The organism is Enterococcus sp. DIV1224, assembly GCF_050555455.1.
Classification (GTDB): domain Bacteria; phylum Bacillota; class Bacilli; order Lactobacillales; family Enterococcaceae; genus Enterococcus_B; species Enterococcus_B lactis.
Genome location: NZ_CP187859.1, coordinates 1672177 through 1692095 on the forward strand (window position 1 = coordinate 1672177; position 19919 = coordinate 1692095).

General features: G+C 38.2%; 17 protein-coding genes and 2 pseudogenes. 8 read left to right on the plus strand and 11 right to left on the minus strand.

Features of this window, described 5'->3' with window-relative positions; genetic code table 11:
* Positions 1–227: 227 nt before the first annotated feature.
* Complete coding sequence (locus tag IGK53_RS08110) at positions 228–2894, minus strand: cation-translocating P-type ATPase (RefSeq protein ID WP_002329091.1); 2667 nt, start codon at positions 2892–2894, stop codon at positions 228–230.
* A 341-nt stretch (positions 2895–3235) separates the two neighbouring features.
* Between IGK53_RS08110 and cls the strand changes: the two genes are divergently transcribed.
* Both cls and IGK53_RS08120 read left to right on the plus strand, forming a co-directional pair.
* Positions 3236–4687 (plus strand): cardiolipin synthase, encoded by a 1452-nt coding sequence (gene cls, locus IGK53_RS08115; protein ID WP_002329090.1) that lies wholly within the window; start codon positions 3236–3238, stop codon positions 4685–4687.
* 275 nt (positions 4688–4962) lie between these two features.
* Positions 4963–6180: an IS110 family transposase gene (locus IGK53_RS08120; protein WP_002329539.1), complete on the plus strand. Its 1218-nt coding sequence runs from the start codon at positions 4963–4965 to the stop codon at positions 6178–6180.
* 304 nt (positions 6181–6484) lie between these two features.
* Here IGK53_RS08120 and thiD read toward each other — a convergent pair whose 3' ends face one another.
* On the minus strand, positions 6485–7300 hold the full coding sequence (thiD, locus tag IGK53_RS08125) for a bifunctional hydroxymethylpyrimidine kinase/phosphomethylpyrimidine kinase (RefSeq protein WP_002291833.1): 816 nt from the start codon (positions 7298–7300) through the stop codon (positions 6485–6487).
* Positions 7301–7594: 294 nt separating this feature from the next.
* Between thiD and IGK53_RS08130 the strand changes: the two are divergent.
* Positions 7595–7869 (plus strand): annotated as a pseudogene (locus IGK53_RS08130) (hypothetical protein).
* 422 nt (positions 7870–8291) lie between these two features.
* Complete coding sequence (locus IGK53_RS08135; protein WP_002291831.1) at positions 8292–8747, plus strand: Spx/MgsR family RNA polymerase-binding regulatory protein; 456 nt, start codon at positions 8292–8294, stop codon at positions 8745–8747.
* 147 nt (positions 8748–8894) lie between these two features.
* On the opposite strand, the gene IGK53_RS08140 is transcribed toward IGK53_RS08135, so the two are convergent.
* From IGK53_RS08140 to IGK53_RS08155, 4 genes are all read right to left on the minus strand, one after another.
* A complete protein-coding gene (locus IGK53_RS08140; protein WP_002291830.1) occupies positions 8895–9644 on the minus strand; it encodes a permease prefix domain 1-containing protein in 750 nt (249 codons plus the stop codon).
* Positions 9645–9971 carry a PadR family transcriptional regulator gene (locus tag IGK53_RS08145; protein ID WP_002291828.1) on the minus strand — a complete coding sequence of 109 codons (327 nt, stop codon included), beginning with the start codon at positions 9969–9971 and terminating at the stop codon, positions 9645–9647.
* A 147-nt stretch (positions 9972–10118) separates the two neighbouring features.
* Positions 10119–10559: a universal stress protein gene (locus IGK53_RS08150; protein WP_002289467.1), complete on the minus strand. Its 441-nt coding sequence runs from the start codon at positions 10557–10559 to the stop codon at positions 10119–10121.
* A gap of 80 nt (positions 10560–10639) precedes the next feature.
* On the minus strand, positions 10640–12037 hold the full coding sequence (locus tag IGK53_RS08155) for a glycoside hydrolase family 1 protein (RefSeq protein WP_002291826.1): 1398 nt from the start codon (positions 12035–12037) through the stop codon (positions 10640–10642).
* A 153-nt stretch (positions 12038–12190) separates the two neighbouring features.
* Here IGK53_RS08155 and celB point away from each other — a divergent pair, with 153 nt between their 5' ends.
* The 4 genes and pseudogenes from celB (at position 12191) to IGK53_RS08175 (ending at position 16415) form a co-directional block, all read left to right on the plus strand.
* The gene (celB, locus tag IGK53_RS08160; protein ID WP_002315239.1) at positions 12191–13462 is read left to right on the plus strand and encodes a PTS cellobiose transporter subunit IIC; all 1272 of its coding nucleotides are present in this window, start codon (positions 12191–12193) and stop codon (positions 13460–13462) included.
* A gap of 127 nt (positions 13463–13589) precedes the next feature.
* Positions 13590–14309 (plus strand): GntR family transcriptional regulator, encoded by a 720-nt coding sequence (locus tag IGK53_RS08165; RefSeq protein ID WP_002291823.1) that lies wholly within the window; start codon positions 13590–13592, stop codon positions 14307–14309.
* A gap of 473 nt (positions 14310–14782) precedes the next feature.
* Positions 14783–15757, plus strand: a complete 975-nt coding sequence (locus tag IGK53_RS08170) for a ring-cleaving dioxygenase (RefSeq protein ID WP_002329088.1) — start codon at positions 14783–14785, stop codon at positions 15755–15757.
* 52 nt (positions 15758–15809) lie between these two features.
* Positions 15810–16415, plus strand: a pseudogene (locus tag IGK53_RS08175) (alpha/beta hydrolase).
* Between the two features lie 92 nt (positions 16416–16507).
* On the opposite strand, the gene IGK53_RS08180 reads toward IGK53_RS08175, so the two are convergent.
* The 5 genes from IGK53_RS08180 to IGK53_RS08200 form a co-directional block, all read right to left on the minus strand.
* Positions 16508–17260: a class II aldolase/adducin family protein gene (locus tag IGK53_RS08180; protein ID WP_002291817.1), complete on the minus strand. Its 753-nt coding sequence runs from the start codon at positions 17258–17260 to the stop codon at positions 16508–16510.
* Between the two features lie 13 nt (positions 17261–17273).
* Positions 17274–17534 (minus strand): hypothetical protein, encoded by a 261-nt coding sequence (locus IGK53_RS08185; protein WP_002291816.1) that lies wholly within the window; start codon positions 17532–17534, stop codon positions 17274–17276.
* 21 nt (positions 17535–17555) lie between these two features.
* The gene (locus IGK53_RS08190; RefSeq protein ID WP_025477486.1) at positions 17556–18917 is read right to left on the minus strand and encodes a PTS galactitol transporter subunit IIC; all 1362 of its coding nucleotides are present in this window, start codon (positions 18915–18917) and stop codon (positions 17556–17558) included.
* A 70-nt stretch (positions 18918–18987) separates the two neighbouring features.
* Positions 18988–19287, minus strand: a complete 300-nt coding sequence (locus tag IGK53_RS08195; protein ID WP_002291814.1) for a PTS sugar transporter subunit IIB — start codon at positions 19285–19287, stop codon at positions 18988–18990.
* 11 nt (positions 19288–19298) lie between these two features.
* A complete protein-coding gene (locus tag IGK53_RS08200) occupies positions 19299–19757 on the minus strand; it encodes a PTS sugar transporter subunit IIA (protein ID WP_002291813.1) in 459 nt (152 codons plus the stop codon).
* Positions 19758–19919: the final 162 nt, after the last annotated feature.

A 19919-nucleotide genomic window follows, 5' to 3' on the forward strand; every position in this document is an offset into this window, starting at 1 on the left:
TTATATCTCTTTTGATGAATAAAAAAATGTTTTGCTTTCCGTCTATTATAAATAAAAAAAGACTGTGACAAACGTCGTGTCACAGTCCCTTATTCCGAATAAACGGTGTTTAATCAGCTGACCTTCGGTATTAGCTCAACAAACGGCAAAATATGAGGAACTATTTTTCCGTTTGTTTCTCTAATACTCAGATCAGAACGCTGATTTCACAACCTCCTTGATTCGTTTTATTTATTTCCTTGTACTCGTACAATGATCAATTTCGTGATTTCCATCAAGATGATTGTCACAAGGGCGATTCCCATACATGTAAAGACTTCTGTCAATCCAAATGCTGATGGGATAGAGAAGACTTCTTTCAGTCCTGGAATCATTGTTAAGCAGTAAAGCGCGCTACATACAACTACAGCTAGTAAGACACTTCTGTTAGAGAAGAACCCTGCTTGGATAGCTGTTTGTGTATTTGAACGTGCTGGGAATGTTTGCAATGTCCGACACCAAATTAATGTTGAAAATGACATAGCTACACCGAATTCAGGTGAATGCTGCATGCCAAGCCATTGAGCGAAGATAACAGCAATCCCAATCAGCACACCACGATACGTTACAGAAATCAATGTTTTGTCCGTAAAGATTCCTGAATTTGGATCTCTTGGCGGACGGTTCATCGTAGCGGGTTCTGCTTTTTCTGTACCTAATGCAATCGCTGGCAGTGAGTCATTGACTAAATTGATGAACAGCAGTTGTAATGCTGTAAATGGATTGGACCAGTCAGCAACTAAGGCAAAGATGATCGCAATGATCGCACCTAAGTTTCCGGCAAATAGATAAGAAATAGCTTTCTTGATATTATCAAACACGTTACGTCCTACTTCTACTGCGCTGACAATAGAAGCAAAGTTGTCATCCGTCAATACCATCGCTGCTGCATCTTTTGCCACATCTGTACCAGTTCCCATAGCAATCCCGATGTCTGCTTGTTTCAATGCTGGTGCATCATTTACGCCATCACCTGTCATAGCGGAGATATGACCTTTATTTTGCCAAGCACGAACGATACGGATTTTATTTTCAGGAGAAACACGTGCATAAACGGTGACTTTTTCTAAAACTTCGTTTAGTTGCTCTTCTGTTAATTCATCTAATTCCGTTCCAGTCAGAGCTAAGTTTCCTTCTTCAAAAATCCCGATTTGTTTTGCGATAGCAACAGCTGTTGTTTTGTGATCACCAGTAATCATGATCGTTTTGATTCCTGCACTTCTTGCTTCTGTCACCGCTTGAGTGACTTCAGCACGTGGAGGATCGATCATAGCAAGCAAACCAACAAGGATCAAATCATCTTCATCTTCAAATGACAAATCAAAATTATCAAGTGGACGGTAAGCAAAAGCTAGTACACGTAATGCTCGTGTTGAAAAAGCTTCATTTTGCTCTTGGAATTTTTTCATCAATTCATCCGTCATCGGAACAACTTCGCCATTCAGTAATACCTTTTTACTGCGTTGGAAGACGATATCTGGTCCCCCTTTGACAAATAAGTAATTTTCGTTATCGATCGTGTGTCCAGTAGACATCAATTTTCGATCTGAGTCAAAAGGAAGTTCTGCTTGTCTTGGGTAGTTGTTTCGAATTTCCTGATAAGGCTGGTTTAGTTTTTCACTAAAATCGATAAACGCTACTTCCGTAGGGTCGCCCAATTTAGTCCCATCTTCACTGATTGATGCATCATTCGCTAAGACACTGATTTCAATCAAACGACGTTCGTCAGCTGTCCACTTTGAAGGATCGTTTGTGAAATCTCCAGTATCGCCATTTCCTAAAAAGTAGTCAACAACTGTCATTTTGTTTTGTGTCAATGTACCCGTTTTATCTGTACAGATGATACTTGTCGAACCAAGTGTCTCAACTGCTGGAAGTTTTCGGATAATGGCATGACGTTTCGCCATTTTATTCGTTCCCAAAGATAACACGATTGTTACGATAGACTGTAATGCTTCTGGAATAGCAGCTACGGCTACGGCTACGGCAAACATCACTGCGCTGACGATATCTGCAGTCATATCTCTTGTACCTTCTCCAAGATAAATACGGAACAATTGGATACCTAAAATCAGTAGAGATAATGCCAAAATAGCCAGACTTAATTTTTTACTGAATTTATCCAGACCTCGTTGTAACGGAGTGACTTGCTCAGTTGTTGATTCCAAAAGACCAGCAACTTGTCCGATCTCCGTATTGTTCCCAGTTGAAGTCACTAAGAATTTACCGCGTCCGTAAGTTACGATCGTTCCACTGAATACCATATTCGTACGATCACCGATTGGAACAGTACTTGTGATATCCATTACTTCTTTTTCTGCGGAAGTCGACTCTCCTGTCAGCATGCCTTCATCTACTTTTAATGAACCCGCATCTAGTAATCGTCCATCAGCAGGTACATAATCGCCTGCGTCTAACAACACGATATCCCCTACGACAAGTTCGTTTGCCGGAATCGTTTTTTCTTTACCGTCACGAATCACTCGAGCATCAGGTGCTGAAAGATTTTTCAATGCCTCTAAAGAACCTTCTGCTTTTTTTGTTTGGACAACACTGATGATAGAATTCAACATCAACACTGCAAAAATAACTAAGAATTCGATGTAGTCTCCCATGACCATCTGAATCAGTGCGACAATCAGCAATACGATAACCATTGCATCTTTGAAGGTTTCTAAGAACAATTTCCAAGTTGGCTTCTTCGGCTTTTCTTTTAGCTGGTTCAAGCCATCTCTTTCTAATTTTTCCTTCGCTTGCGTGGTGCTCAATCCATCGGTTGAGCTCTGCGTTTGCTGCATCAACGAATCGATCGTTTCTTTATAGACCGCTTGTTGTGCTTGTTCCTTGTTTTCCAAATTTCATCCCCCATTTTTTGATCTCGGTCCTAGTCCTGTCTGAAAAAAAAGAGACCTAAGACAAATACGCATTTGTCTTAGGTCTCACCATTTCATACAATACCAGAAAACCATTTGGTTAACTTACTGTTGATATTATCGCAACAAAATGTTGCCGGTTACTCCCCTAAGGAGATATTCAACTGTACTAATATCCTACCTTATTAAACTACAAAAAGCAACTACTTTAGCACGATTTACCTACATTTTCATGAAAAGAGTGAAAAGTATATTCACCTTGGTAGGCTTCTTTCTTCTATCATGCTATACTAATGTTATTGTATGTAAGGAGGAACATTTTTGTGGTATCTAGTATTATAACCGCCCTTTATCTATTGAATGCACTTATTGCTTTAGTGGCTATCTTGATCAAACCCCGAGATGTAGCAGCTATTTGGGCATGGCTCTTAGTATTATTTGCCCTTCCTGGGGTGGGTTTTGTATTATATTTATTTTTCGGACGTGGATTAACGGATAAGAAAAAATTCTATCTCCGACAAAGTGACTTGAAAGAATTAGAAAACTTTCAGTCTTTTAGAGGAGATACCATTGAACATTACGATCCTGACATGGGCGACAAAGACAAACAACAATTTGTCGACTTCTTCTCTTCATTAAATCGTATGCCGCTGACAAGAATGAATTCTGTCACTCTTCTCACAGACGGACAAAAGAAATTAGATTCACTGCTTCAAGATCTAAAAAAAGCCAAACATTCGATCCATATCGAATATTACGCATTTGTGACAGATACTATCGGTCAGCAAGTCTTACGCGTTTTAGAAGAAAAAGCCGCAGAAGGCGTAGAAGTTCGTATATTATATGATGCATTTGGCTCCCACGGCACAAAAGCAAAAGATTTCAATCGTCTAATCAAAAATGGTGGACATGTCCATACATTTGTTACCTCGCAAAAAGCATTGCTTCGTTTCCGATTGAACTACCATGATCACCGGAAAATCGTTGTGATCGATGGAAAGATCAGTTACACCGGTGGCTTCAACATTGCCAATCAATATGTAAATACGACAAAAAAATTCGGCTATTGGCGTGATACGCATATACGGATTTTCGGTGCCGCTTCTTCTTTGCTTCAACTTCGTTTTTTAACAGACTGGAACGTCTCAGTTCCTGAAGAAAAAAAGGTCGGCTATCATTTGAATTATTTCTTTAAAAAAGCCGATCGAGACGAATCCAAACTTGCTGATACATCCATCCAGCTTGTCTCAAGCGGACCAAATAACGAACGCGAACAAATCAAGCTTTCGTTTATCAAATTGATTACTTCTGCTAAAAAACGTGTTTGGATACAGACGCCTTACCTCGTTCCTGATGAAAGTGTCATTGCTGCTTTGAAAATCGCAACTGCTTCTGGTGTCGATGTGAAAATCATGATCCCCAATAAACCGGATCATCCTTTTATTTATCGAGCAACACAATATTATGCGCGTCAGCTCATCAAGGAAAACGTACAAATTCTTGTCTATGAGAATGGCTTCCTCCATGCAAAAACATTGATAATGGATGATGAAATCTGCATGGTAGGTTCAGCAAATCAAGATATTCGTAGCTACCGATTGAATTTTGAAACAAGTGCTGTCATCTACGATCCTGAGTTTTTAGAAGAACTTGCTACTCAGTTTAAAGAAGATGAGACACATTGTTCACCAATGACGACTGAAACAGTGAAGGAAATGTCTAATTGGCTGTTATTCAAGCAACAAATTTCTCGATTATTTTCTCCAATCTTATAATTTTTCCATTCAAGTAGAGAAACATACTAAGATTAGAGGGGAACATCATTGACGAATGATGTTCTCCTCTATTTTCTATTTTTAGATTATAGTGAAGAGTGAAAGAAAGTTCGAACAAAGCCTTGAGGACTACGAGTCCCTATCAAAAACCGAACTTCTTTACTGTCATTTTAGAATCAGGTTTACGTATGTTGGGGCCATGAGCCCGTGTATAGGAAATTGGAATCGAAATGAAGCAGTAAAGTTCTTTCAAAACTTAAAAAGGAGGAATACAAATGCCTTACATTCTTGCATTAGATGTTTCAATGGGACACAGCTACAGTGTCCTATACAAAGACGACACCTGCTTATTTGAAGACGAGATCGAACACACTCAAAGAGGATTTCATGCATTACTCGAAGAGATCCAGCACTTGCCTGAACGTCCATTGATTGTTTTTGAAGCAACGGGGATTTATTCCAGACCAGTCGAAAAGTTCTTTCAAGATCATCACTTTTCTTACTGTTTGTTAAACCCGTTAGAAGCGAAAAAACAGATGGAAGAAAGCACCTTACGCAGTTGGAAAACAGATAAATCGGATGCCCACCGGCTCGCACAGACTCATCTTAAAAATCAACGTCAGCCAAAAGAAGTACAAAGCAATTTTTACTTAGAGATGCGCGATTTAGCCCGTTTTTATCAAGAGATTGAGAAGAAAATCACTCGTCTGCGCATGGATTTACACAACTGCCTTCAGTTGACTTTTCCAGAGCTTGAACAGTTCTTTTCAAACAGGCTGACCCCTTACGCATTGACATTGATCCGTCTTTTTCCCCATCCAGATTTTGTATTGGCATCTACTCGGACAAAAATAAAAAATAAACTAATCAACGAAACACGGAAAAAAATCTCCGCGAATCGTGCCGAGCAAAAGGCAGATCAAATCATCCACTATGCACAGTGTGCCTACCCAGCTGTTCAAAAAGACAGTATCCACTGTCAAAAAACGATTTATTACGCCGAACTTCTCCAAGATTTACTCGAACAAAAAGAAGCACTGGCGACACAAATGATCAAAAAAGCCGAAGGCTCTCCTTGCTTTTTGTTGTACCAAACGTTCCCTGGGATCGGCGCACTCACAGCCGCTTTATTGCTCGGTGAATTAGGAGATATCACACGATTTAAAACCCATAAACAATTGAATGCCTTTGTCGGAATTGACATCCGACGGTATCAATCAGGTAAGTATACTGGCCAAGACCGCATCAATAAGCGTGGTAATCCCAAAGCACGGAAAATTATTTTCTTCACCATTCGAAATATGATTCGCCAGCAACGCGCAGCTCCTAATCATATTGTCGATTATTACTACAAATTAAAAAAGCAACCTATCCCTAAGAAAGATAAGGTTGCCACAGTTGCTTGTATGAACAAGCTTCTGAAATGTATGCACGCTATGGTTAGGGCACATACAGAGTACGACTATGCGTACGCGGTCTCAGTGGACCATTAACTAAACCACTTACAGTATACCACTTCTTTGCCCAGATCGAAAATTTTTTACGAACGAGGCTTTATTTGGTGTGCCTTGATTTTGTCGCTTTCGTTTATGAGCTATTTTTCTTACACCTTTTACTTGACTAATCGTAGGAAAAGAGGCTGTGACAAAACGTGTCACAACCTCTTTTTCTGAATAAACGGTGTTCAATCAGCTGAACTTCGGTATTAGCTCAACAAACGGCAAAATATGAGGAACTATTTTTCCGTTTGTTTCTCTAATACTCAGGACAGGACGCTGATTTCACAACCTCTTTCTTTTACTCTAATTCACTGGCTGCCCAATGATTGATTGGTCCATATTTATGCCCTACGTTTATTTCTTCACGAATCGCACGGTTTACATAGTCTTTTGCCAATCGGATCGCTTGTTCTACTGTTTTTCCTTTAGCTAATTCGGCTGCAATACATGCAGATAACGAATCGCCAGTTCCATTGATCCGGTCAGTAGGATAAAATGGCGCATTCAGCCAAAATGATTTTCCTGATTCAAGCAATACGTAGTCGTTGACTGTTTCTTGCTGCGCATCTTTTGCATGATGTCCTTTGATCATGACGTTTTTCGCACCCATCTCTTGCAGTTCTTTTGCTGCTTGCACAAAATCTTCTTCAGTTGCTAATGTCCGTCCAGTCAGCTTTTCTGCTTCGTAAAAATTAGGTGTCAGTACTTCGGCCAAAGGGACAAGTTTTTCTTTCAAGCTTTGCAAAGCAGATTCTTCTAGTAAAAGATTTCCATGTTTCGTTACGATCACGGGGTCCACGACTAATGGTCCAAAATCATATTTTTGATAATTTTTTACAACTGTCTCAATCAAATTTGAATCTGCTAGCATACCTGTTTTAGCTGCACGTATTTGAAAGTCCTCTGCAATCAGTTCAAATTCTTTATCGATAAAATCGGTTGGCAAGGTCACACTTGCTCCGATTCCGTAAGAATTTCCTGCAACACATGCGGTCATGACAGAAACACCGTAAACACTTCTTGTAAAGAATGTATGCATATCTGCTTGCATCCCTGCGCTTCCATCGCTATCTGATCCTGCGATCGTCATTGCTTGTACATACTGCTCTTCCATTAAATCGATCCCTCCATTTTTATAAAAAAATTTTTTCATGATGCTGTTACTGTTTCTATTATATGTTTTTCAAAGTATCCCTCAGTAAATATACCACTACCTTTTCTTGGTAATCAAATTTATTTGAAAAAACATTTGTAATAAATCAGAAAATAGTTGTCATTTATTTGAACTAGTTATTCTAATAACAAATACCTGCTATTCGATTTGTATATATTTCAGTATCCTTCTTGTTTTCATATAACCAATGGCGCTATGATTTCCATATGATAAAAAATAAAGTCAGGTGAAAAAATGAAACTTGAGGATAAAAAAGTCATTTTGAAGAAAATCAAACGTCTCCCAGACCAAATAGAAAACTATACGATCTGTTCTTTCAAAAAAGACAGGAGTATAAAAGCTTATACGCAAAACACAGAAAAAGGAAGAATCTATTTCCTAAATGAAGAAGGTTACGATACCCAAACCTTTATGTTTACTGAAAAAAAGAATTTCATAAACAGATGAAAAAACTGATTGAAAAAGAATTTCCAAGAAGTCATAAACTCTATGTGCATCAGCAATTTTAACTTTTAACTATACGCTCTTAATTAAATATGCTCTGTAATAAAATAAAACTTTATAACAACTATAACAAAACAGAATACAAAACGACGTTTCTATAAGTTATAATCATAGTTGTTAGATGATTCATCTAGTAAAAACACCAGATTTCAAATTTCACACAATTGAAACTAGATCAATCATCAACCTTCTTCAAATTGTTAGAACCCTTTCCCGAGGAGCTGCAGCATAAGCAAGAAAAACAAACAGGAAGCCAAATGGCTGAGACATTCCTTCTATTAGTCTAGTTGTTTCTCGTCGCAAATTTAAGACTTTAGAAAGTTATTTCTATTGATGTTTGGGTTGTTTCACGCTTATACACAGCTCCTTACCTATTATTTATCTCAACAGATCGAACAAATTAATGGAAAATTTAAGGAGTTTTGTTATGCTTACGATCTATTCTTCTCGTACACATAGTTACCATCTGATGGCAAATTGGCTGAAAGACCACCAAATGCCTTACAGAGAACGAATTTTCACACCTAAACAGCCTTTAACCAGAAAAGAAATCTTTTATTTATTATCATTAACAGAAAACGGATTTGACGATCTATTAGCTAAACGATCGATTGATTATAAAAATTTGAAAGATCAAATTGACCAATGTACGACCTCAGAACTTGTCGATTTAATCGTGTCTCATTTTACTTTGTTGCAACGTCCCATCATTACTGACGGAAAAAAATTATTAGTCGGGTTCAATGAAGATAGTATGCGTCTTTTTATCCCTGTACAATGGCGTAGAAGCCAGCTCAAATCTGTCTATAACGATTTCACGTGGGTAAGCGATCTAGACAATTCTATGGAATTAGATGATGAATTTTTAAATTATTATATATAAAAAGGACGGTGACAAAAAAGTGTCACCGTCCTTTTTTCGAATAACTAGTGTTCCAGAAGTAGCTTCTACGAAAAATAAGCCGAAATTTCTTGAAGATAACTACTTCTGTCACAACCTCTGATTCATGGCGTTCAAATTTGCGCACACTTACCACGAATAAGTGCTTTGGGTGAACTGACGATAAGAATGACGAACAAGACTGCCATAAATAATCAAAAAGACACCCGTTCCTACTGTAACAAAAAATCCAGAGGCACCGATACTACCATCTATATACCACAAAATCGAAGCAAAAAGTGGGAAAAGTGAAAAAATACATAATCCGATTCCTGCAATCAACGAGAAGCCAAAACTTCGCTGATATGCTTCTTCTTTTTCTTTTGCTTCTGCTAATACTTTTTCAGGTATTTTTCTATTATACAAAAAGTGATTTAAGCGGGTGATTTTCATACCAGAAGCGATGAAAAAACCGACAGCTAATGCTATACCGAAAATCAGACAAGAAACACCCATGAATGCATAGCCTGTTGAACAGAAGAACAGAAATCCTGCAAAGGATAAACAAGTGAATAGGACACCTGACGCTACTTGAAGACTTGCTGCTCTGTATTCTTTCCAATAATTTTCTGCTTCGCTTAAATAAATCGAAGCTGGATTTGATTCCGTCACGGGACTTGGATTTTCTTTTTTGACATCTAATTCTTCTAATAATTCGTCGATTGAACCAAATGTCGAGATGACTGTACCAATGGCCTCTTGTTCATTTTTCCCTTCTCCCATTAATTCATGATAATGATCTTCCATATTTGCCAACAAATCAGCTTTCAGCTTTTCTATCTCGTTACTTCGGGGTACTCCGATAAAAAGACTTTCTAAATAATTACGGATTGTATCCATTTACTTTCCCTCCAAAAATTGATCGACCACGTCTTTCGTCGTCAGCCACTCTTGCTTTTTTTCTTCTAAAAGATTACGTCCTATTTCAGTGATTTTATAATAGGTCCGTTTTTTTCCATGGGTCACTTCACCAGGGTACGAAACAATCAATTGATTCTTTTCTAAACGGGCAAAAACGGAGTAAAGTGTCGTCTCTTTGATTACATAGGAATCATTTGTCCTCTCACGGATCGTTTTAGAAATTTCGTATCCATAAGAATCGTTTTTGTTAAGGATCGATAAAATAATCGCATCATTGTATCCGCGTATTCCATCACTTGAAATCATGTTCTCTCCTCCATATTACTCCATCTGTCGTTGTAATCAGCATAGCATGATTACTTCATCAGGTAAAGTAATTTTTTGCAAAAAATAAAAAGGAACAGAAAGCAAGAGAAGCGTTATGCTTTTTTGCTTTCTGTTCCTTTAATTTATTTATTTTACAACCATGACGTTACATGATGCGTGGTTGACTACATAGGAAGTAGTGGAACCTACTAGCGCACGTTCTACCGCATTCAGACCTGTCGCCCCCATGACAATCAGATCGATTGGTTCTTTCGATTCATGGAAATTAGCAATCAGTGTCTTTGGATAACCGTAAAGAACATATGTCTCGATATCTGTCAGGCCTTTTTCGATTGCCAAGTTTCGATGTTCTTTCATCTGGTTTTCCGCAACCTCATCCAATTCTTCCTGCAGGCTTGTTGTAACAAATGCAAAATCACCAAAGTAATTGCCTGTTACTTCATTGACATACAGGATGTGCAACGTTGCTTGATTTCGTTTGGCAATCGTGATTGCCTCAAGAAATGCTTTTTCTGCCTTTTCAGAACCATCAATTGCTACTAAAATATTACGATAAGTGTCTACCATTGTAAACGCCTCCTTCACTGTTAGTGTAGCACGATTACAGTGTTAGGACAAACATTTTGTGAACGTTTTATCAAAAAATATCAGGCATCAAAGCCATTTTTTTCGGAGACCGTTTTAAACCAGCGACCTGATTTTTTGATCGTGCGTTTGCCGTCTTGTGCCAAATCAACAGCGATAAAGCCATAGCGATTTTTGTAGGCATTTGTCCATGACCAGTTGTCCATACATGTCCACATGTGGTACCCCACACAATTCGTTCCTTCTTGGATTGCTTGATGGACATATTTCAAATGATCCGTCACAAATTCGATCCGATAATCATCTTCAATCATGCCTTCGCTGTTAACAAATCGTTCTTCTCCTTCGACCCCCATCCCATTTTCAGAAATATAGCATTTGATATTACCATAATTCTCTCTTGTATTCGTTAAAATATCATAGATGCCTTTTTCGTAAATTTCCCATCCACGATATGGATTCATTTTTTTATTGGGCATGTCGTAATTATCAAAATAATCATCTGGCATGGGGCTATGTTCGTGATCGATCGGTGTTTCTTTTGCTTTGATCCGACGAGGCTGATAATAATTGATTCCTAACAGGTCAATCGTGTTTTCTCTGATGAGTTCTAAGTCTCCTTCATGAATGTCAGGCATTATACCCAATGTTTTGACAATCTCGATCAACTCTTGTGGAAACTCGCCTTTCACTGCAGGATCAAGGAATGATCTGTTGAAGAATGCATCCGCGATTTGCGCTGCTTTTACATCATCTTGGTTTGTTTCATCTCTCGGATAACTTGGTGTCAGATTCAAGATGATTCCGATCTCACCATCATGACCGCCTTCATGGTAGGCTTTGATTGCCTTTGCACTTGCTAGATTCTCATGATAGCCTACTTGGACCGCTTCTTTCATATTGATATGATTTGGATAGTGGAATTGATACAAGTAGCCTCCTTCTACAGGTACGATTGGCTCATTATGAGTAAACCATTTTTTGACTAGGTCTCCAAACAATTCAAAACACGCGGCTGCATAAGAAACATAAGCGTCAACCGTTTCTCTTGATAACCATCCGCCTTTTTCTTGCAAGGACAGTGGCATATCAAAATGGTAAAGATTTACAAAAGGCTCGATACCATTGTTCAGCAATTCAGTAAAATAATCTCTATAAAAAGAAACAGCTTTTTGATTGATTTCACCTGTCCCTTCCGGAATCAAACGACTCCATTGGATAGATGTACGAAATGTGTTATGGCCAGTTTCTTTCATTAACTGAACATCTTCTTTGTATTTTGTGTAAACTTGCGAAGTTTTTTCAGGTCCTACTTGATCGAAGAATTTTTCAGGCTCTAATGCATACCAATGATCCCAAATATTTTCTCCTTTCCCGTCATTACTTACTCTTCCTTCTGTTTGCGGTCCGCTAGCAGCAGAACCCCACCAAAAATTTTCTGGAAATGTGTAGGTTTTCATTTTTTTACTTCCTCTCTTTTCTTCTTGATATCGTAATCATAACGAACCTAAAAAAATAAATCAATACTTTTTATAAAAATGACTAGACATTTAAAATATTCGGCGTTATACTTTGTATGTAATCGATTGCAAATAAATTTGAGGTGAATAAAAATGAACGGTTTTATGGACAAGCTTTCTGAGAAAATCATGCCCTTAGCTAATTTATTAGGGCAAAATCGTTACCTTACAGTTTTACGGGATGCGTTTATGCTTTCCTTCCCTTTAACGATGTTCGGTTCGATCGTTGTCGTTATCAATAACTTGCCTTTTTTCAGTGACGCAACAAAGGGAACTTTATCGAACTTATTCGGTAATGGGCAAAATGCAACAATGAGCATCATGTCGGTTTTTGTTACTTTTGGTATCGGCTATTATTTATCAAAATCTTATGACGTTGAAGGTATTTTCGGTGGTGCCGTGTCTTTTGCCAGCTTCTTGATTCTTACGCCTTTTGCAATGAAAACCGTTGGTGGTGAAGATGTAACTGGTGTTCTTTCACTTGATCGTCTTGGCGCAAAAGGAATGTTCATTGGAATGATCGCTGCTTTCTTGGCTGGAGAAATCTACTGCAGAATCACGAAACGCGGCTGGCAGATCAAAATGCCTGATGGAGTTCCACCTGCAGTAACAAAATCATTTGCCGCTTTGATCCCTGCTGTAGTGACACTAACTATTTTCTTAGTAATCAACGCTGTGATGACTGGTATTTTCAATGCTAACTTACATGATGTCGTTTATGAAGTGATCCAAAAACCATTAACTGGTTTGGGAAGTAGTTTACCTGCAACATTGATTGCTTTGTTCTTTGTCCAATTCTTATGGTTCTTCGGACTTCACGGACAAATCATCGTCAACTCTGTAATGGACCCAATCTGGAATACACTGATGCTTGATAACTTAGAAGCTTATCAACATGGAAAAGAATTACCACACATCATCACAAAACCATTCATGGAAACCTTCACTGTTGGTATTGGTGGCTCTGGAATGACTTTAGCTGTCGTTTTATTGATGGCCTTTGTTCTTAAAAAGAAACAGTATCGTGATGTTGGTCGATTAGCTTTAGCACCTGGTATTTTCAATGTAAATGAACCAGCGATCTTTGGTCTGCCGATCGTATTGAATGCAACAATCCTTATTCCTTGGGTCGTGGCGCCTCTAATCGTAACGACGTTCAATTATTTGGTAATGGCTGCTGGACTTGTCCCTGCACCAACTGGCGTCTCTGTTCCATGGACTGTGCCAATCATTGCAAGCGGTGTCTTAGCAACAAATTCATGGCTTGGCGGTATGCTGCAAGTCATCGACTTTGTCATCGTTGCCTTTATCTGGTACCCGTTCTTGAAAGTATTAGATAAACAACCAGATTTAGATATTGCTTAATGGATCATTAAGGGGATGTGACAAGAAACTTGTCATATCCTCTTTTTTCGAATAAACAATGTTCCAGATGCTACTTCGAGTTGTCGGAAGCATAATCTTTCGTTATACTCTAGAAGAGGTGAATAACGTGCCAAAATACGAAGAAATCGCAAATATTTTAAGGGAACGAATCCGTTCAAAAGAGTATCCTCCCGATAGTTTTTTGCCTAATCAAGTGGACTTGGTAAAAGAATTTGGTGCGAGCCGGATGACAATCAAAAAAGCCATCAATATCTTAGCGATGGAAGGACTTGTCTATTCGCAGCGAGGATCAGGAACGAAAATCTTGAATCATCCATTTATGCAAAAAGACACATCGCCCGCTAACGAGTATGAAGGTTTGAGTCTCCAAATGAAACGCAGACATCGTTCTTTGAAAAGTCAAATCATTCATTTTGATGTTGAATTCCCTGATCCATATATCCAAGAACGATTGATGATCGATGCCGAGCAACCTGTCTACAATATTCACCGGTTAAGGATCTTAGATGGCGAGCCTTATGTTTTAGAGCATACCTTTATGCCAGTCCATCTTGTGCCGGGTTTAAAAAAAGAACATTTGTTAGCCTCTATCTATGATCATCTTCATCAAGAATTGAATGTCCATTTTGCAGGGGCTTATCGTGCTATTTCTGCAGATAAAAGTGATGAATATGATCAGCAATATTTGAACTGTGCAGAAAACGATCCTGTACTGGAAGTTCAGCAAGTCGTCTATCTCAAAGATGGCCAGCCGATTGAATATTCTTCCAGCCGAAACCGATTTGATGTTCGGAACTATTCTGTGCTGGATGTGCGTTCAACTTAACCAAAGAGGTTGTGGAAAAGCCGCTTAGTTTCGAGTAGTAAGAAAAATTTTGTGAAAATGGCTTTCCTCATTTTTGCATAAATTTGACTTACTACCGAGAAACTGGCTTTTGAACACCGTGAATCAGAGGTTGTGGAAAAGCCGCTTAGTTTCGAGTCGATTGATTGTCACAGGTACAATTTTTTGAATAACATTTACTAAGTACTTTCAGAAGCTCGTTTCCATCTAATCATAAAAAGACTTATGACCACCCGTAATGATTCTAAAGTTAGCTTTTTAAAGCTAATTTTTTTTGAAATCGATGCAGCTAGTCGTAAGTCTTTTTATTTTATTGATCCGTTCCTCCTCTTTTCCATTCTTGATTCCTTCCTGATACTTTAGAAGACAAATTAATTGCAAAATAGAGATGCACCCTCTATACTATGTCTAAATCGACTACTTACTTTTTGTAAGTTAACAGGAGGAAATTTATCATGGATACACAAATCAGAGGAATTCACCACGTCACAGCAATGACATCTAGCGCAACAAAAATCTACCGCTTTTTTACAGATATTTTAGGAATGCGCTTAATCAAAAAAACCGTTAACCAAGATGACATCGAAACTTACCATCTTTACTTTACAGATGATACTGGTGCGCCAGGAACAGATATGACTTTCTTTGATTTCCCAAATCAGCCAAAAGGAAAAAAAGGAACAGATACGATCTCCCGTGCTTCTTTCCGTGTGCCAAGTGACGCTGCATTAGACTTTTGGTTAGAACGATTTGAAAAATATGACGTTACTCATTCAGCAATCAATGAACGTTTCGGCAAAAAATATATCGAGTTTGAAGATTTCGATAATCAATATTATCAATTGATCTCTGACGAAAATAATCAAGGTGTAGCAGCTGGCATTCCTTGGAAAAACAGCAATGTACCGACAGAGTTTGCGATCACAGGACTTGGACCTGTCTTTGTCCGTGTTAGTCAATTAGAGCATATCCGCTTGATTCTTGAAAAAATCTTAGGGTTCAAAGAAACAGATCATTCAGGAGATTTCTACTTATTTGAAATCGGTGAAGGCGGAAATGGTGCAAGCATTATTATTGAACATCGGACAGACTTGCCAAAAGCAATCGAAGGATTTGGAAATATCCATCACTTAGCATTGCGTGTAGCAGACAAAAAAGCATTGGAATACTGGATTCAAGTAATCAATAAGATCGAATTGCCAAATTCTGGTTTCGTCGATCGTTTCTATTTCCAATCTGAGTACTTCCTAGCCGCTCATCACGTACTGTTTGAACTAGCAACTGACGGTCCTGGATTCCTTGAAGATGAACCAGCAGAATCAGCAGGAGAAAAACTATCTCTTCCTCCATTCTTAGAAGAACGTCGTGAAGCCATTGAAGCCTATGTCCGTCCTTTCGATACAAGTGATGCAAATAAAAAACGTGAATAATCTCTTCATGCTACTTCATTTGCATCTATAGAAACAGAAAAGAGGGAACAAAATGACCTACATTTTTGAAAAAGGAACAAGTGGCAAGCATTTGATCTTACTTCATGGCACAGGTGGCGACGAACATTCTTTACTGGATATCGCTCACTTTCTTGCACCAAACAGTACGTTGCTTTCTTTTCGCGGCACGGTCCAAGAAGATGGGATGAATCGTTTTTTCAAGCGTAATTGATTGAATCAATTCGACCTGGACAGTTTGGAAAAAGAAACAGATAAACTCCATGAAAAAATCAAAGAAATCAGCGAAAAAGAACAGATAGCTTTAAGCGATTGGCTGCTTGTCGGCTATTCAAATGGCGCAAACATCGCTGCTCATTTATTATTGGAGCGTGAGACCAAGCTAAATAAAGGGTTGTTTTTCCATCCGATGTCTCTAGGTGTTCATCAAAGCCGTTCCACATTAGAGGATAAAACCGTCTGGCTTTCTTATGGTGATAACGATCCAATCGTTTCCCCTGCTTCCTTTAAAGAATTGGCCGATCAATTCGAAACACGTCAAGCAAATGTGACGATTCAGCTAACTGTAACAGGTCATCAGTTGACGATGGACGAAATCGAGCAAGCGAGGGAATGGTCAGAGCATCTTCTAACTAAATAAAAGAAAAGAACTACGACTTACATGACACAACCTGAAGCAGACATCAATCTGGATCATAGTGTGTGAAAGTCGTAGTTTTTTTGTCAGATAGGTTAGTCTCCGCTAGCTGTAATAACAGATTTATTATAAATAGCCGTTTTATGTTTCAAATCTTCCAATCTGCCGATTTTCTCACCTTTCGAATAAAATCCATCAGTAATCCCTAGTGCTTGAAAAATCGTCTGCTTGTAGGCAATTTCTGCATTCCATTCGACTGTATCAAGGATTTGCAGTGCTTTATGGATGGCTTCGATTCCTGATTCTCCACCTGTGTTGATCAATACGCCATGTGAATTGAGTAATAACATATGGGGCAATTCTAAATCATGTGTTTTTACGTAATCGCTTGTCAATTCAGCAAGTTCTTCAGAGCAATTAGGCTCAAAGTCCATGACAGGAATCTCTTTTACTTTAGCTGTGGCTTCTGTTAAATTAGGCATAGGCAACCCAGTAGTCGCCCAGAACATTGCATTAGGCGCATGAGCATGTAGAACAGCTTTGATAGCTGGATTAGTCTCGTACATCGCTTCATGCATATTGATCTCCCGAGTTAAATGACCGACTCCGTCAACGATTCTACGCGTTCTTGGTTCTACTACTAGAACCTGTGCAGGAGAAATCTCTCCTAGATAGGCTTCTGACATCATGGTCGGCGTCATGATGATGTAGTCTTTTCCTTGATCATCAGTGGTTTTAAAGGAAAAATTCCCTCCTGCGACATTTGTGTTTTTCCTTTCGAAAATCACTCTTACGATACGTGCCATGTCCTGTCGTTCTCTCTCAAATAACATACGTCCATCTGACATAATGACCCCTCCATTATCTTTTTATAAAACTTTTTTCTCTCAATATTTCTTTGGTAGCTTCTTTTATTTTTATTGATTCTTCTATTTTCCGTTTTCTTTTTTCATCGTACTCTCTGAATAAAACGTGATTTCCATATTTATAGATCACTAGCGCGAAAAAAATGACCAATAGATTGATGATGATATTCTGAGTAAAGAGTCCATATAGAAATAGCAGAAGTGTACCACAAAGAGCGACTGTCCATTTTATTTTATCTGTCTCTTCTCTTTTCATTGCTTTCCCACCATTTCAATGCTATTTTTGTAGTTCAGCATAACGTTCGCTCGGGACTTTCGCTTTTATCATATATTTATAAAGTAGAACAAACAGTCCTAGAAAAATCACGCATCCTACAATAGCGAGAATATTTCTATTAAATGCCTCCGCAAATAAAATCCTGAACTCCGGCCCTTCTATTGATGACCATGTGATCAACTGTCCTTTCTTGATTCCCTCGACTGCTCCACTTTTTTCTGCTAAATCACTGAGTATTGGCGCAAGATAAGTGGCACCGTACAAATAAATAGGCATCGTGAGGATTCCCAGGATCAGCATACGAGCCAAGTTTCCTCCTGTTAGAAGCAATCCGCCGACAGCAATCGAATAGTTGATGATCCCTGCTAATGGTAATACTTGGTTTCCTGGCAAAATAATGGCATAACCGATAAACACAGGAACAAGTAAAATAGCAGTAACCCAAATCTCTGAACGACCAGCTAATATCGGCCAGTCCAATCCAATATATACTTCACGATCCTTAAATCGCTTTTTCATAAATTCTGACATCGCGTCTGCTAAAGGAGACAAAGATTGCATGAACATTTTAGAGATCATAGGAAACAAACTTAATGCTGTAGCTGTTTGGATCGCTAGATTAAGAGAACCTGAAACACCGTACGCAGCAGCAAAGCCAAGTCCCAAGCCAATAATGAATCCCATTACAGAATTTTCAGAGAAGATCCCAATTTTCTTCTTCAATGCATTCGTATCCGCTCGTTTATTCAATGCAGGTATTTTATCCATAATCATATTGAAAGGGAGCAACAAGACAGCGGCAGATGTCATAAAATGAGTCACTGTTACTAATGGAATCCCTGTGAGATCTTGTATATGCTTCTGAAACATATCACCAAGCTTTAATTCCAATATGACTTGAACCATTGCTGTAAGAAAGCCTGCAGCCAAACTGCCAGAAACATAATAAACTAAATAAGCAGTTAAAGCTTTCCCCCAAACATTCCACATATCAACATTTAACGTCTTCGTCCAATTAAAAAGTAACAGTACAAAATTGACCCCAATAGTTACTGCAAAGAATATAAAAGCATAACTCCACGACCATGTGATGCTTGCTGCACCTGTCCACCCAAGATCAAGTGCAGGCAAACTGATTCCCGTATTTTTAGCCAATGCTTCTGATGCTGGACTTACTGCGTTAGACATATAGCCAATGACCATAGACATCCCGCTAAAAGCGATCCCTAAAGTCAATGCAGACATGAATGCTTTTTTAAATTTCATCCCTGCCAATAATCCAAGTATCAAAATAATCAAAGGAACAAAAATAGCTGATCCTAAATTCAAAACATAATTGATCACGGTTTGGAAGACTTCCATAAATAGACCTTCTTTCTTTTGAAATATAGTAGAAAAACTAGGAGACAATTTTTTATCCAACAATCCTCCTTTACTGTATTAACTCTTTGATACTGTCATAAATAGGTTCTACGCCCATTCCAGTTAAAAATGGAATTCCTGGAAATACTTCAATACCTAAATCTTTTGCTTGTTCAAGTACTTCATCATCCGGCTGTGCGACATACACATAGATTCCAGCAGTAGGAAGCTCATTTTGGATTGATTTGTAATCAACTGCTTCTACAGGAAATGTAATGCCATCATCTTCTAACATACTTTGGATCTTACTCGCGATCGTCTGACTCGTTGCTACGCCACTTCCACATGCGACAATTAACCGATTCTTCATTTTTCTTCCTCCTAAATATAATTTGTAATAAGTTCGTATATTTTTTGCGGTGTTTCTTGTTTCTTATAATTTTCCACGAATGTTTCATCCATGAATAAATTCATAAACGCTTGAAGTAATCCTACTTGTTCTTTTGGTTCTTTGATTCCTAAAAAAAATAGATTTTCTACAGTCATTTCCTGATTATCCCCCATTTGATAAAAATAAATTGGGTTCTTCAGCTGCATAACAAAAACGAATGGCTTTTCGACATATTCACATTCCGAATGTGGCAGTGCAATATTTAAATACTTAGTAATCAATCCTGTAGGAAATTCTCTTTCTCTTGCAATTAGTCCATTCAAATAATTCTCATTGACGTACCCCATTTTTTCTAATCGTTGGGCAGCTATTAAAAAAGCTTCTTCTTTATTTTTTACGTCTACCGCTAATTGAATCAGACTAGGAACAAACATCTCTTTATATTCCATTTCTCCACCCTCTTTTTTGATTAAGTTTGTTAATTTTATGTTATACTAAGTTCATCTTTGTTTACAAGAACATTATATTTCTGTTAGTTTATTTTGTCAACGCTTTCAAAAGAAATTTATTTTGTTAAATTTGATCTACTTGAAAATAAAATCGTTTATCTA